Origin of the sequence: Acidovorax sp. Root402, assembly GCF_001425125.1 — a bacterium.
Lineage (GTDB): Bacteria > Pseudomonadota > Gammaproteobacteria > Burkholderiales > Burkholderiaceae_C > Acidovorax > Acidovorax delafieldii.
This window is the reverse complement of sequence record NZ_LMDQ01000004.1, coordinates 41,033-55,637: the sequence shown is the minus strand read 5'-3', so window position 1 is coordinate 55,637 and position 14,605 is coordinate 41,033. Positions and strand designations below refer to the sequence as shown.

Sequence of the window (14,605 nt, the reverse complement as noted above, 5' to 3'; positions counted from 1 at the left end):
CGCGCCCAGCGGGTCACCAAGTCACGGCCCTGCTTGTCCAGGTCGGTGAGGGTGAGGCGGCACACGCCGCCCTTGGGGGTGGCGCCGATCTGCGCCAGCTCCATCAGCGATGCCCACAGGCGATCGCCGTTGATGCGCAGGTTCTCGATGTCGGGTTTGACTTTGGTGTCCATGGTGTTCTCCAGATGCATTGCAGCGCTTAGCGCGCCACCGCCGAGGGGGCCAGGTCCTGCGCACGCTTTTGCACGGCCTGGAAGTTGGCGCCAAACGCGGGGCGCTTGATGTAGCGGCCCTTGCCCTGCTCGGCCCGCAGGTCGCCGTTGGCAAACACCACGCGGCCCTGGCTCACGGTGTGGCTGGGGATGCCGCGCACGGTGCGGCCTTCAAAGATGTTGAAGTCGCCCTTGCTGAACTGGGTCTTGGCGGAGAAGGTCTTGGTGCCTTGCGGGTCCCACAGCACCAGGTCGGCATCGGCGCCTTCGCCGATGTAGCCCTTGCGCGGGTAGATGTTGAACAGCTTGGCCGCGTTGGCCGAGGTGATGGCCACGAACTCGGATGGGGTGAGGCGCCCGGTGTTCACGCCGCCATCCCACAGCGCGGCCATGCGCTCTTCCACGCCGCCCGTGCCGTTGGGGATCTTGGCGAAGTTCTCTTTGCCCATGGCTTTTTGCGCGGCGCAGAAGGTGCAGTGGTCCGTGGCCGTGGTGTGCAGTTGGCCCGACTGCAGGCCGCGCCACAGCGCCTCCTGGTGGCCCTTGGGGCGGAAGGGCGGGCTCATCACATAGGCGGCGGCCTTGGCAAAATCGGGGTCGCGGTACACGCTGTCATCCACCAACAAGTGGCCTGCCAGCACTTCACCGTACACGCGCTGGCCGCGCGCACGGGCGCGGGCAATGGCGTCGGCCGACTCCATGCAGCTCACATGCACCACGTAGATGGGCACGCCCAGCACATCGGCAATGGCGATGGCACGGTTGGCGGCCTCGGCCTCCACCATGGGTGGGCGCGACAGCGGGTGGCCCTCGGGGCCGGTGATGCCCATCTTGGCGACCTCTTGCTGCAGCAGGTACACCAGCTCGCCGTTTTCGGCATGCACCGTGGGCATGGCGCCCAGCTCCAACGCGCGCTTGAAGCTGTTCACCAGGGTTTCGTCGTCGCACATGATGGCGTTCTTGTAGGCCATGAAGTGCTTGAAACTGTTCACGCCTTCCTGCTGCACCAGCGTGCCCATGTCGGCGCGCACCTGATCGCTCCACCAGGTGATGGCGACGTGGAAGGAATAGTCCGCCGCAGACTTCTCGGCCCAGCCCCGCCACTTGCGATAGGCGTCCAGGATGGGCTCCTGCGGGTCGGGGATCACGAAGTCGATGATGCTCGTGGTGCCGCCAGCCAATGCGGCTGCCGTGCCGGTGAAGAAGTCGTCCATGGTGACGGTGCCCATGAACGGCAGCTGCATGTGCGTGTGCGGGTCGATGCCGCCGGGCAGCACGTATTGGCCGCTGGCGTCCAGCGTCTCTGCACCCGCAGGGGCCTGGGCCGCAGCATCTTCCCCCACGGCCACGATGCGGCCATCGACGCACAACACATCGGCGCGCTGTTCACGGTCGGCGTTGACCACGGTGCCACCGCGGATCACAAGGGCTTGGGTCATGGGGGTCTCCTTCAGGGATACGGATCAAATCAAAAAAAGGGACCCTGCACTGGCACCAGGCCCAGGCAGGGTCCGGGGCATCACTTCTTCTTGGCCGTCAGGTAGTAGTAGGTGCCGGCCACCGCCAGGCTGAAGAACCAGCCCGCATCGAACAGCGACAACCAGATGGCGGGCATGCTTGCCTTGTCCACCACGCCCGATACCGCCAGGTAGCCCGGCAGGCAAGGCAGCACGCCCAGCGCAAAGGCGATCAGGGCCTGCAGGTTCCAGCCGTTGCTGTACTCGTATTCACCGCCACGGCGGTACAGATCGTCCACCTTCAGTTCGCTCTTGCGCACCAGGTAGTAGTCCACCAGCAAAATGCCCGCAATCGCGCCCAGCAGCGTGCCGTAGCCGCCCAGCCAGGTGAACAGGTAGCCGCCCGAGGTGGCCAGCAGTTTCCAGGGCATGAACAGCAGACCGATGCCTGCAGCGATCAGGCCGCCCATGCGGAAGCTGATCTTGGACGGCGCGCACTGGCTGAAGTCATACGACGGCGAAACCAGGTTGGCGGCCACGTTGGTGGTGAGGTTGGCGAGCAAGATCACCAGCAGGCCCAGGCCTGCGGCCACGCTGCCCATCTGCGTGAGCAGACCATCGGGGAACAGCTGGGCCTTGCCGTACAGGATGGCCGAGGCAGAGAAGCCGATCACGCCCACCATGGAGAACAGCGCCATGGGAATCGGCAGGCCGATGGCCTGGCCCACCACCTGGTCATTCTGCGACTTGGCAAAGCGGGTGAAGTCCGGAATGTTGAGTGCCAGCGTGGCCCAGAAGCCGACCAGACCGGTGAGCGCCGCCCAGGTCTTGGGGCCGCCCTCGACCACCTTGGCGGGCAGGTTGAAGAGCTGGCCCGAGGGCACCTTCATCATCAGCACCACAACCAGTGCGATGGACGCAATGATCATCAGCGGCGCCGCAATCACCTCCAGCATGCGGATGGACTCCGGCCCCTTCCAGATGAACCAGATGTGTACCGCCCAAAACGCCAGAAAGCACATGAACTGCGAGGTGCTGATGGTCTGCCCATCGGCCGGTCCCGCGAGCCCCATGCCCAGGATGTTGAGGAACCCGTGCAGCGCCAGCGCGCCAAAGTAGCAGTTGATGGAGAACCAGCCACACGCCACCAGCCCGCGCAGCACGGCGGGCAGGTTGGCGCCTTTCACGCCAAACGATGCACGCGCCAGCACCGGGAACGGCACGCCGTACCGGGGCCCCACGCGCCCGATGAGCACCATGGGCACCAGCACGATGCAGTTGGCCAGGAACACCAGCCACACGGCCATCTGCCAGGTGAAGCCTTGGTCCAGCATGGAGCTGGCCATGGTGTAGGTGGGCACACACACGACCATGCCCACCCAGAGTGCGGCAAAGTCCTTCCACGTCCAGTGTCGCTGCGCGGCGGTGGTGGGGAGCAGATCTTCATTGGCGAGCGTGTTGGATGCATCGCCGGGCATCAGCCCCGCCACATGGGCCGCGCTGCCGGTACTGTTGGTCATGCCTGTACTCCTGTCAAAGACGTCGTTGGGGTTGCACACAACCCGCTGTCTGTTCCAGCGCCCTCACGCTGGCAGATGGCGGGCAAAGGGAAGCGAGCGATGCTAGAGATCACGCAAGAACTGCACCAGATGCAGTGCAGCATGCGTTGCAAATCGGCACCACAACGGGTGCTGCCGCAACGCCTTGCGGGGTCTGTGGCACAAGCTCGCAGGGGCACATGTCAAGCTGCGGCAGACACGCGCTGCGGGTTGTTGGGGTGCGTGGTCCAGTTGGCGTATTCGCCCGTCACCTTCTTACCAGTGCGCACATCCACCTCGCCGGGCTCCAGCGCGCGCATGGTGATGCACTCGGGCACGGGGCAGATCGACACGCACAGGTTGCAGCCCACGCACTCGGCCTCGTTGATCTCGAACTTGCGCACACCGCCCTCCTTGGTGAAGGTGATGGCCTGGTGCGAGGTGTCTTCGCAGACCACATGGCAGCGGCCGCACTGGATACAGGCATCCTGGTTGATGACAGCTTTTTCGATGTGGTTGAGGTTGAGGTTCTTCCAGTCCTTCACGGTAGGCACGGCCTGGCCCTTGAAGTCGTCGAGCGTGGCATACCCGTGCTCGTCCATGAAGTTGGACAGCCCGTCGCACATGTCCTGCACGATCTTGAAGCCATACACCATGGCCGCCGTGCACACCTGCACCGTGCCGCAGCCCAGCGCCATGTACTCGGCCGCATCGCGCCAGGTGGTGATTCCGCCAATACCGCTGATGGGCAGGCCGGCGGTCTGCGCATCGCGTGCAATCTCGGCCACCATGTTCAGCGCAATAGGCTTGACGGCCGGGCCGCAGTAGCCGCCGTGCGAGCCCCAGCCGTCCGTGCTCGGGCTCATCACCATGCGGTCCAGGTCCACGCCCATGATGGAGTTGATGGTGTTGATGAGCGACACGGCATCGGCCCCGCCCGCCTTGGCCGCACGCGCGGGGTGGCGCACATCGGTGATGTTGGGCGTGAGCTTCACGATCACGGGCAGCTTGCTGTAGTGCTTGCACCAGGCCGTTACCATCTGGATGTATTCCGGCACCTGGCCCACGGCCGCGCCCATGCCGCGCTCGCTCATGCCATGTGGGCAACCGAAGTTGAGTTCGATGCCGTCGGCGCCGGTGTCTTCCACCAGCGGCAGGATGTTCTTCCAGCTCTCTTCCACGCAGGGCACCATCAGCGATACGATCATGGCCCGGTCCGGCCAGTTGCGTTTGACGCGTTTGATCTCTTTGAGGTTGGTCTGCAGAGGCCGGTCGGTGATCAGCTCGATGTTGTTCAGTCCGATCACGCGGCGGTCTTGCGACATGAGTGTGGAGTAGCGCGGGCCGTTGACGTTGACCACCGGTGGGTCTTCGCCCAGCGTCTTCCACACCACGCCGCCCCAGCCCGCCTCAAAGGCGCGGGTGACGTTGATCTCTTTGTCGGTGGGCGGTGCGGACGCGAGCCAGAAGGGGTTGGGGCTTTGGATGCCCAGGAAATTGCTGCGAATGTCTGCCATGGGGTGCTCCCGTGAAAACTGGGGGGAAGGGGTTCAAGCCATCAGTGCGGCGTGGATGGAAACAGCGGCGACCTTGCCGTGCTCCACAGCCTCCACCGTGAGGTCGCGGCCGCCCACGCGGCAGTCGCCACCGGCCCACACACGCGCCAGGCTGGTCTGGCCTTCGGCATCGGTGGCGATGCGCCCGCCCTCCAATGCAATGCGGTTGCCCACGGGCTCGGCCACAAAGGTCTGGCCGATGGCCTTGAGCACCATGTCGGCATCGAGCGTGAAGGTCTCACCAGTTTCCACCAGCTTGCCGCTGCTCAGTGCCGTGGCTGCGAAGCGCACGCCCTTCACCGCGCCGTTTTCGCTCAGCACCTCTTTCGGTGCTGCCCAGTGGCGAATGGTCACGCCATTCGTCTGCGCCCATTGCTGCTCCACGGCCGATGCCGACATGGCCTCTGCGCCCCGGCGGTAGACGATGGTCACTTCTTCCGCGCCCAGCTTGCGCGACTGCACAGCGGCGTCCACCGCCGTCATGCCGCCGCCAATCACCACCACGCGGCGGCCTACGGGCAGGGTGGAGAGGTCGGTGCTCTGGCGCAGCTCGGCAATGAAGTCCACCGCATTGCGCAGGCCAGTGGCCGTGGGCTCAGCCACGCCCAGCGCGTTCACACCCTGCAGGCCCAGGCCCAGGAACACAGCGTCGTAAGCGCCCAGCAAGCTGTCGAGCGTGATGTCACGGCCCAGTTGCTGGCCCGTGCGCACCTCGATACCGCCGATGGACAGCAGCCACTCCACTTCCTTCTGCGCAAAGTTGTGGGCGGTCTTGTAGCTGGCCAGGCCATATTCGTTGAGGCCGCCGAGCTTGGGGCGCGCCTCGAACAGCACCACGTCATGCCCGCGCACGGCCAGGCCATGCGCACAGGCCAGGCCCGCAGGCCCTGCGCCCACCACGGCCACGCGCTTGCCGGTGACGGCTGCGCGCTGGAACAGCGGTGCACCGGGCTGGGCAAAGAAGGCGTCGGTGGCGTAGCGCTGCAGTGAGCCGATCTCCACCGGCTTGTCTTCGTTGGTGTTGCGCACGCAGGCCTGCTCGCACAGCACCTCGGTGGGGCACACCCGAGCGCACATGCCACCCAGCGGGTTCGCCTCCAGGATGGCGCGGGCCGCGCCCCGGTTGTTGTCCTGCGCAATGCGGTGGATGAACGACGGGATGTCGATGCCCGTGGGGCAGGCCGTGGCGCAGGGGGCGTCGTGGCAGTAATAGCAGCGCTCGGCCTCGATCAGCGCCTGCGGGCGGGTGAGCGGCGGGTGTGCGTCGCTGAAGTTCACGGCGTAGTCGGCCAGGTTCAGGCGTGCGGCATGAATGCCGCAGGCACGACTTGCGGGTGTGTCCATCAGGTTTCCTCCGAGAGGGTCAGGGTGGGGGTCTGGGCGCCCATGGGGCGTGCAAGCGCACGCCGCGCAGCGTTGGAGCGCCAGCAAGTGGCGCCAACCAATGCGGCACCGGCGTGAATGCTGGTGCCCGCAAACTTCGGAGGTTTCATCGTGGTCCTCGCTGTGGGGTGCAGGTGCCCGCTGCTTTGCGACGGCGGTGCCCTGCGTTGTGGGTCAATTTACCAACCCGTAAAAATTTACCAATTGGTAAAATCCCTACAGCAAACCGCGTGCCAGCCTCCAGCTAGCCAATTGCCAGTTTTCAGGCCCCGGCTTGTTCCACAATGGTGCAATGACTGCAGCCCGCCCGTCCCCTGCCCCCCCGCCCCCGCGTCCCCGCAAGGCGGCCCTCCCGCCTCACGACGAGTCCGCCCCCCGCGCCCCCACGGCCTCGCGGCTGCTCAAGGAGCAGGGCATCCTTACCGAGGCCGAGAATCAGTTTGCGCAATTCGGCTTTGAGGGCGCATCGCTGGAGAGCATTGCCGCCGCCATCGGCATCAGCCGCCACAACCTGCTGTATTACTTCCCGAGCAAGGAAGCGCTGTACCAGCGGGTGCTGGACGATGTGCTCACCCAGTGGCTGGCGGGCATGGAAGACCTGTCGCACAGCGATGACCCCCAGCAGGCGCTTCGGCGCTACATCCGCGCCAAGCTGCACTATTCGCGCACCCGCCCCCAGGGCGCTAAGGTGTTCACCAAAGAGGTGATTGCAGGTGCACCACGGTATGGCACGGCCATCACCGAACGCGTGGCGCCGCTGCTCAAGACCGAGGTGCGCACCTTCGAGCGCTGGGCGCGCGAGGGCCGCATTGCCAAGGTCAACTTCACGCACCTGATGTTCATCATCTGGTCGGTCACCCAGGCGTATGCGGAGCAGGAAGCCCAGTTCGCCCTGCTGCTGGGCAAGCCCTCCCTGACCGAGCGCGACTACGAAAAGGCCGAGGAACTGATCGTGCGCATGGTGCTGAGCGCGCTGGCGCCCGATGCGGTGGTCTAAGCCAGCAAGGCGCACCAAACGCTATATAAAAGATAGCTGCCAGCACAATCAAAATATGCGCCTGAGGCCAATTTCTTCACTTATTGGCGTCAAGCACCCAATGTTTTCAGCCGCCGGTACAGCGATCGCTCGCTGATGCCCAGCCGCCGCGCCAGGGCTAAACGGCTGCCCTGGTGGGCAGCCACGGCCTGGCGCAGGGCCTCGTCGTCGGGCAAGGGGCGGCGGCGTGGCAGCCCCGCTAACGCAACCGATACAGGCAGCACCCCTGCGCCCTGAGCCACCGCACCCGCGAGCGGGGGCAGACCACAGGCAAGCGCTTGCTGCACATGCTCCGCGCCGATGCTGTCGCCATCGCACAGCAAGGCGGTGCGCTCCAGCAGGTTGCGCAGTTCCCGCACATTGCCGGGGTAGGGCTGCGCCTCCAGCAAGGCCAGCGCAGCGCCAGACAACTGCAGCGCACGGGGCTGGGGCGCCACGCGTTCCAGCAGCGCGCGTGCCAGCAAAGCGGTGTCCCCCTGGCGTTCGCGCAGCGGTGGCAGGTGGATGGGGAAGGTGCTCAGGCGGTAATACAGGTCTTCGCGAAAGTGCCCTGCGGCCACCATGTGCTGCAGGTTGCGGTGCGTGGCAGACACCACGCGCAGGTCGGCATGCCTCAGCTCGGTGCTGCCCACGCGGCGGTAGGTGCCGGTCTCCAGCAGGCGCAGCAGCTTGACCTGCAGCGGCAGGGGAATGTCGCCCACTTCGTCCAGAAACAGCGTGCCACCGTTTGCCGCCTCTACCAGCCCCGGCCGGGCCTGGGCCGCGCCGGTGAACGCCCCTTTCTCATGCCCGAACAGCTCGGACTCGAACAGCGCCTCGGGCATGCTGGAGCAGTCCACGGGCACCAGCGCACGCCGCGCGCGCAGGCTGCCCTGGTGCACGGCATGGGCCGCCAGCTCCTTGCCCGTGCCCGACTCGCCCAGCAACAGCACCGCAGCCCGCGAAGGCGCCACCCGCGCCACCAGGCCCAGCATCTTCTGGAAAGCGGGCGAACGCCCGATGAGCCCCTGCGCCGACGGCACCGGCTGCGCCGCCACCGGCAAAGGCACCATCTTTTCGACAAAGAACCCCGCGGTGCCGTCCGCACCCGCCACAGGCGCCAGCTCGATCTGCACATATTCCTCGCCCTGGGCGGTGTGGTGCACATGCAGCACCCGTTCGCGTTGCCCCGAGGCGCGCGCCTGCGCCAGCGGGCAGGACTCGCCCGCCTGGTCACAGGGCACGCTGGCATGGTGGGACACGGCATGGCAGGTGCGCCCCACCACGCTGCCCTCCGCACCGCCTTCCGTACCGCCCGATGCACCGAACTGGCGGCGATAAGCCCCATTGGCCGCCAGGATGCGATAGCGGTCGTCCAGCAGGATGTGCGGATCAGTCAGGCCCTCCAGAAAGGACACCAGTTCGGCGGGTGGCGCGGGGAGACGGGGCATGGTAACACCTCGGTGCAGGCAAAGGCCCTGACGGTGCACCGGTTTCGCCGACAGGCCTTTGATCTATGCCATGCGGACTGCAATGGATGGCAGTTGGCAGTTAATTTGACAGACGGAATGGCAGTCCATCCGGCTGGGGCCGGGCCTGCGGCGCGCCCGCTCACCCGATATCGCGCGCGCAACCTGTTGAATTCACAGGCTTTTCATGCGGGACGCGTCATGGCAGGCCGGTCTTGCGGGTGATGGCACGTCGTTTGCGGTAGAGCATTGCCGCCCGCTACGTTGCGGGCGGTGGTTGTCACCCCGCCGAGCCCCCCTCTCGACGCCACGGCCAGTCCTACCTCTCTCTGAAAGCACCCCATGTCTCTCCACACCGCTACTCCCAATGGCTGCCTTCCAGGCACCGACGGCGATCCCTCCGCAGAGCGTCGGCAGCTGGTGCTGCTGACAGCGGCCACGGGCTGCGTGGCGGCGGCAGGGGTTGCCGTGCCCCTGGTGTCCAGCCTGGCCCCCAGCGAGCGCGCGCGGGCCATGGGCGCCGGCGTGGAGGTGGACATCAGCGACCTGCAGCCCGGCGGCGTGAAGACGGTGGAATGGCGCGGCAAGCCCGTGTGGATCATGCGGCGTACGCCCGAGATGCTGGCCGCCCTGCCCCAGCAAGACGCCGCACTGGCCGACCCCGCCTCGCGCAAGGACCAGCAACCCGAGTACGCCCGCAACCCGCAACGCTCCATCCGCCCGGAGGTGTTTGTCACCGTGGGCATCTGCACCCACCTTGGCTGCTCGCCCACCGCCGTGCCTGCAGGCACCAGCAACCCCAGCGTGGGCGACCAGTGGCAGGGCGGCTTCTTTTGTCCCTGCCACGGCTCCACCTTCGACCTGGCGGGCCGCGTCTTCAAGAACAAGCCCGCGCCCACCAACCTGGAGGTACCGCCGCACCGCTACGTGTCCGACACCCGGCTGCTCATCGGGGACGACGCTGCCTGAGCGACAGGCGGCGGCCTGGGGCGGCACATTCCCGGTTCAGCTTCGCGTCACACCTGCTTCTGTTGCCACAGCACATCCAGCACATGCTGGGTGGCGCGCTCCACCGGGCCCGCGCGGTGGGCGATGCCCAGGGGGCGCCACAGCCGGGGCTGCACCGGCAGCATGCGAATGCGCGGGTCCAGCGGCGTGGCGGTGGATGCCTCGTGCGGCAGCAGCGTGGCCCCGTAGCCGGCGGCCACCAGGCTCTTGATGGCATCGTTGTAGTTGAGCTGGATGCGCGCCTTGGGTTGCTCGCCCGCCAAGGCCAGCCAATCGCTCGTCAGGCGCGACAGGCTGGTGCCGTCGTCGTTCAGGATCAGCGGCTGACCCGCCAGCCACTGGGGCGTGACCCGCCGGGGTGCAGTCCAGGTGGAGGGCACAAACGCCATCACCGGATCGCGCCGCCACGGCATCACCGTCACCCCGCGCACCGAGGCCATGGGCAAGGCCACCAGGCCCACATCCAATGCCCCCAGCGCCAGCCGCGACACAGTCTCCTGCGACGTGAGCACCAGCACCTGCACATCGATGCCGGGGTGGTGCTGGCCCAGCACCTCCAGCGCCTGGGGCAGCAGATGCGCGATGGCGCCGGTGGACGCGCCCAGCCGCACCCGCCCCTCCAGCCCCTGCACCTGGCGCCGCACCAGGTCCATGGCCTCGTCGGCATCGGCCAGCAGACGCCGCGCCCGCTCCACCAGCACCTCCCCCGCGCCGGACGGCCGCACCTCGCCCCGCTTGCGCACCAGCAAAGGCGCACCGATCAACGCCTCCAGGTCGGCAATGTGCAGGCTGACCGTGGGCGGCGCCAGGTGCAGCGTGCGGGCAGCTTCAGCGAAAGACCCGAGGTCAGCGATGGTGACCAGGGTACGCAGCCGGTCGAGATTGAGTTCGCGCATGACGTTCAGCAGAACTGATCTTGATGTTTGTGAAATTCAACTTTTCAAAGTTTAGACCGGCGCCGAAGATTCCACATCCCCCCATCCCAGGAATCCGCACCATGACCACCCACCCCCTTGTTTTTATTGACGGCGACCAAGGCGCCACCGGCCTGCAAATCCACCAGCGCCTGCACGGCCGCACAGATCTGCAGCTGCTGACACTGCCCGAAGCCGACCGCAAGAACCCCACCCGCCGCGCCGAAGCCATCAACAGCTGCGACATCGCCATCCTGTGCCTGCCCGACGCCGCCGCCCGCGAAGCCGTGGCCGCCATCCACAACCCCTCAGTGCGCGTGATCGACGCCAGCTCGGCCCACCGCACGGACGCGCAATGGGTTTATGGGTTCCCTGAGATGGATGCGGCGCAGGCCGCGCGCATCGCCAACGCGCAACGCGTCAGCAACCCCGGCTGCTACCCCACAGGCGCCATCGCCCTGCTGCGGCCCCTGGTGCAGGCCGGCTTGTTGCCTGCCGACCATGCGCTCACCATCCATGCGGTGTCGGGGTATTCCGGCGGTGGGCGTGCCCGGGTGCAAGCACACGAAGGCCCCGAAGCAGCCAGTGCGCCCGCCTTCCAGGTCTATGGGCTGCAGCTGGAGCACAAACACACGCCCGAGATCGCGCAGCACGCGGGGCTGTCGCAGCGCCCGTTTTTTCTGCCCTCGTACGGCGCCTTCCGCCAGGGCATCGTGCTGACCATCGGGCTGCATCTGCGGCAGCTCGCGCCCGGAGCGCAAGGCGAACACCTGCACGCCTGCCTGCAGCAGCACTATGCCGGCGCCACCTTTGTCGAGGTGATGCCCCCCGCCACCACCGAAGCGGCCGAGCATCTGGACCCGCAAGCCCTGAACGGCACCAACCGGCTGCAGCTGGGGGTGTTCAGCAACGCCCGCCACGGTCAGGTGTTGCTGACCGCCGTGTTTGACAACCTTGGCAAGGGCGCCTCGGGGGCGGCGGTGCAGAACCTGGATCTGATGCTGGGTGCTGCTGCGGAACGTCAGTTAACCTTAGAAACCTAGCAGGCGTAAGTCTTTGATTTACTTCAGTTTCCTCCAAACTGCGCCATTGGTGTTTAGAGGCCCGCGCCACTCTACATTCGTCGGTGCGGTTTTTGCGCCACTAGACTTTCGTGGGTGCGAAGCTCGCTATCGGACGCAAATAGACGGTCTCGTCTGCTCGCCCTCGTCAACAAGTCCGCATCAGGGGGCGCACCAGTTCGACCGCCGGTATCGCCTAGAACAACACCTTCTGCGCACTCGTCAATGCTGCAAAGCTGTCCCCCAGCGGCTGAAGAATCGCATCAGCAATGGGTTGCAGTTGTTTGACGAGGTAGTGCTCATAGTCAATGCGCGAATGCCGGGCCTCCAGAGGTTCGGGGCCGCTCTGTGTCATCACGTACTCGATCCAGCCGCCACGCTGGTACTGCTGGGGACGGTTCAACTTCGCGTTGTGAGCATCAGCGATGCGTGCCGCGCGCACCTGGGGCGGCACATTGACTTCATAAGCATCAAGCCGGTGACGCAGCCGTTTTCGGTAGACGAGCAGCGTATCCATCTGGCCTTCCAGCATCGACCGCGCATAGTCGGCCACGAACGCCCGGTAGGGCTCACCATGGAAGATGCGTGACAGCAAGCCTTCCTGGAACTGGCGTGCCAACAGGGTCCAGTCGCTGCGGGCCATCTCCAGCCCGCGATAGACCATCTCTTCCCGTCCCTCTTCATCGACGCTCAGGCCTGCGTAGCGCTTCTTGCTACCGACATCCGAGCCTCGGATGGTGGGCATGAAGAACTTGGCGTAGTGCGTGTCGAACTCGATTTCGAGGAAGTTCTTCAGCTGCTGCTCTTCCCGCAGCTTCCGTGTCCACCAGGCATTGATCTCCTGCACCAAGCCGGCCGCAATAGCGTGCGCCTCCGCATTGGGATAGGTGCGCTTGAGCCAGATGAAGATGGAGTCGGTGTCCCCGTAGATGACTGCGTATCCACGCTGCTCCACAAATGCGCGGGTGAGCTTCATCACCTCGTGGCCGCGCAGAGTGACGGCGGACACCAGCTTCGGATTGAAGAAGCGGCACTCGGACGCGCCGAGCACCCCGGCGAAGGAGTTCATGAGCAGCTTCAGGGCCTGCGACAGCGGCTGATTGCGCGCCCGCTTGGCCTCGTCCCGGGCATTCGAGAGAGTCGTCACGATGTCCGGCAGGCAGTGCTTCTCGCGTGAGAACAGCGTGCCTTGCGGCCCGTGCACCAAGCCGGTCTGGATGTCGGCGCTCTCTCCCTCGACCAGACCCACGGGGTCCACCAGAAAGGTCCGGATGATGGAGGGGTACAGGCTTTTGTAGTCCAGGACCACGACGGAGTCGTAGAAGCCCGGCCTGGAGTCCATCACATAGCCGCCAGGAAACGCCTTGGCTGCGATGTCACCCACGTTGGGTGCCACGTAGCCCAGGCGGTGCATGCGCGGCAGGTAGTGGTGGCTGAATGCGGCGATGGAGCCGCCGAAGTGATCTATCTGCAAGCCCGTGGTCTGGGCTCGCTCCAGCACGAACGGCAGCAGCTCCAGTTTTTCGAAAATGCGAAGGACGAGCGCGCAGTCGCGGATGTTGTAGCTGGCCAGCGCCGGCTTGTCTTCCTGGTAGCGCCGCTCGATTTCATCCATCTTGTCGTAGGCATCGCCGATCTCCTTGCCCTCGCCGAGCAATGCCTGCGAGACCGCTTCGAGGCTGAAAGACGGGAAGCTCCACATGCCCGCCCGCAGTGCTTCGATGCCATCGACAACCACGCGTCCGGGCATGGGTGCGAACAGGTAGCCCTGGCGCCCCGGGTGCGTACGCCAAGCGATGGGGCGGCGCTCACGTCCGAGTAGCAGTTGCACGGAGTTCGCGTCGGCGGTCTTTTGCAGCACCCGCAGGTCGAACTGGATCACGCTCCAGCCGACGATGACATCCGGGTCATGGTCTGCAAACCAGGCATTGAGCTGCTCAATCATCTCCCGGCGTGTCGGGCAGTACACAAGCCTGAAGTCCACCGGCGACACAGCTGGCGCTGATACAGACTCTGGTGCTTCCCCCAGCATGAACACCACCCGGTCGCCCGCACCATCCAGTGCGATCGAGTACAGCTCCTCGGTCGCGCTCGTCTCAATGTCCAGCGACACCACCTTCAATACCGGGCGCCAACCGGATGCTGGCTTCAACTTGCCGTCGAGGATGGTCGAGCCTTCGCGCTGGCCTCCCTCGATCAGAACACCGGCCGTGATGAACCGCTCCATCAGGTAGCGATCGTGCGGGCGGACATCCGCTTCGTAGAGTGGTATTCCCAGCGGCTGGAGCGCGCGCGCCAGCTTGCCGAGATCGCGGAACCTGCGGGCGTAGACACCGAGGACGGGCTGCTGATCGAATGTCTTCAGACCGAGCTCCTTCGCCTCCAGGCCCTGCAGGCTCGCCAGTGAGGCCTGCGCTGCAGCCCGGTGTTGGGCAGGCAGAAAGGCGACCGAGCTCTGCCGGGTCAGAAGCACCTTCTTGGGCCCGTCGTCGGTGGCCAGCCAGTATTCGATCTCGGTGCCGTCAGGGAGGTCACGCCAATGGCGTGTGAGGAGGAAGCCCCGGAGTTCGGTGGGTGCGAGGGCTGAGGACATCAGGTGGCGAAGAGGACGCTGGCACGGCAATTCTGCCCCCTCGGGCGAGAGCCGGAGGTGCCGTGGCGATCTTGCGCATGATACTGATGTTTTGTACAGTATTGCAAAAACCGACACCGAGAAAGCCATGCACAAACCATCCCGTTATGTATTCCGTCCCGCTCGACCGGCGCCCGCATTGCTGCGCCGGATCTGGGCATGGCTATAAGGCGACACCGCAGCCCTACACCTGACGACTTTCATCACCCAGCGTGATGCTCCGCTGCATCCAAAATCATGTGTTACCGAGCAGATCTCTGGATAGACAACGTCAAGAGCGCGAATTGTTTGTACCGACAGCATAAGTTGACAGTGATACCTGGAGTTGGCGTGTCGCACATCCGCTGCCTTGTGCAACCC

At 65.6% G+C, this 14,605-nt stretch carries 11 protein-coding genes and 1 pseudogene; 3 read left to right on the top strand and 9 right to left on the bottom strand.

Annotation, left to right across the window (positions count from 1 at the left end; genetic code table 11):
• The 6 genes and pseudogenes from ASC83_RS04140 to ASC83_RS23820 form a co-directional block, all read right to left on the bottom strand.
• A pseudogene (locus ASC83_RS04140) lies at window positions 1-173 on the bottom strand (Zn-dependent hydrolase); the annotation flags it as partial.
• Between the two features lie 26 nt (window positions 174-199).
• Window positions 200-1,651, bottom strand: a complete 1,452-nt coding sequence (gene hydA, locus ASC83_RS04135; protein WP_056058536.1) for a dihydropyrimidinase — start codon at window positions 1,649-1,651, stop codon at window positions 200-202.
• 80 nt (window positions 1,652-1,731) lie between these two features.
• Entirely contained in the window at window positions 1,732-3,189 is a 1,458-nt protein-coding gene (locus tag ASC83_RS04130) for an NCS1 family nucleobase:cation symporter-1 (protein WP_056058533.1), read from the bottom strand.
• Between the two features lie 221 nt (window positions 3,190-3,410).
• Window positions 3,411-4,724: an NAD-dependent dihydropyrimidine dehydrogenase subunit PreA gene (gene preA, locus ASC83_RS04125; protein ID WP_056058530.1), complete on the bottom strand. Its 1,314-nt coding sequence runs from the start codon at window positions 4,722-4,724 to the stop codon at window positions 3,411-3,413.
• A gap of 33 nt (window positions 4,725-4,757) precedes the next feature.
• Window positions 4,758-6,107 carry an NAD(P)-dependent oxidoreductase gene (locus ASC83_RS04120; protein WP_056058527.1) on the bottom strand — a complete coding sequence of 450 codons (1,350 nt, stop codon included), beginning with the start codon at window positions 6,105-6,107 and terminating at the stop codon, window positions 4,758-4,760.
• Window positions 6,107-6,256: a hypothetical protein gene (locus tag ASC83_RS23820; RefSeq protein ID WP_156379419.1), complete on the bottom strand. Its 150-nt coding sequence runs from the start codon at window positions 6,254-6,256 to the stop codon at window positions 6,107-6,109. Before ASC83_RS23820 ends, ASC83_RS04120 begins: the two co-directional genes overlap by 1 nt.
• Window positions 6,257-6,438: 182 nt before the next feature.
• On the opposite strand from ASC83_RS23820, the gene ASC83_RS04115 reads away from it, so the two are divergent.
• The gene (locus ASC83_RS04115; protein WP_056058524.1) at window positions 6,439-7,143 is read left to right on the top strand and encodes a TetR/AcrR family transcriptional regulator; all 705 of its coding nucleotides are present in this window, start codon (window positions 6,439-6,441) and stop codon (window positions 7,141-7,143) included.
• An 89-nt stretch (window positions 7,144-7,232) separates the two neighbouring features.
• On the opposite strand, the gene ASC83_RS04110 is transcribed toward ASC83_RS04115, so the two are convergent.
• Window positions 7,233-8,612: a sigma-54-dependent Fis family transcriptional regulator gene (locus tag ASC83_RS04110; protein WP_056058521.1), complete on the bottom strand. Its 1,380-nt coding sequence runs from the start codon at window positions 8,610-8,612 to the stop codon at window positions 7,233-7,235.
• A gap of 360 nt (window positions 8,613-8,972) precedes the next feature.
• On the opposite strand from ASC83_RS04110, the gene petA reads away from it, so the two are divergent.
• Complete coding sequence (petA, locus tag ASC83_RS04105; RefSeq protein WP_056058518.1) at window positions 8,973-9,599, top strand: ubiquinol-cytochrome c reductase iron-sulfur subunit; 627 nt, start codon at window positions 8,973-8,975, stop codon at window positions 9,597-9,599.
• A gap of 47 nt (window positions 9,600-9,646) precedes the next feature.
• Here the strand turns inward: petA and ASC83_RS04100 are convergent, their stop codons facing one another.
• Complete coding sequence (locus tag ASC83_RS04100) at window positions 9,647-10,534, bottom strand: LysR family transcriptional regulator (protein WP_056058515.1); 888 nt, start codon at window positions 10,532-10,534, stop codon at window positions 9,647-9,649.
• A 101-nt stretch (window positions 10,535-10,635) separates the two neighbouring features.
• Here ASC83_RS04100 and argC point away from each other — a divergent pair, with 101 nt between their 5' ends.
• Complete coding sequence (gene argC / locus ASC83_RS04095) at window positions 10,636-11,595, top strand: N-acetyl-gamma-glutamyl-phosphate reductase (RefSeq protein WP_056058512.1); 960 nt, start codon at window positions 10,636-10,638, stop codon at window positions 11,593-11,595.
• A 214-nt stretch (window positions 11,596-11,809) separates the two neighbouring features.
• On the opposite strand, the gene ASC83_RS04090 is transcribed toward argC, so the two are convergent.
• The gene (locus ASC83_RS04090) at window positions 11,810-14,206 is read right to left on the bottom strand and encodes a DNA polymerase II (protein WP_056058509.1); all 2,397 of its coding nucleotides are present in this window, start codon (window positions 14,204-14,206) and stop codon (window positions 11,810-11,812) included.
• Window positions 14,207-14,605: the final 399 nt, after the last annotated feature.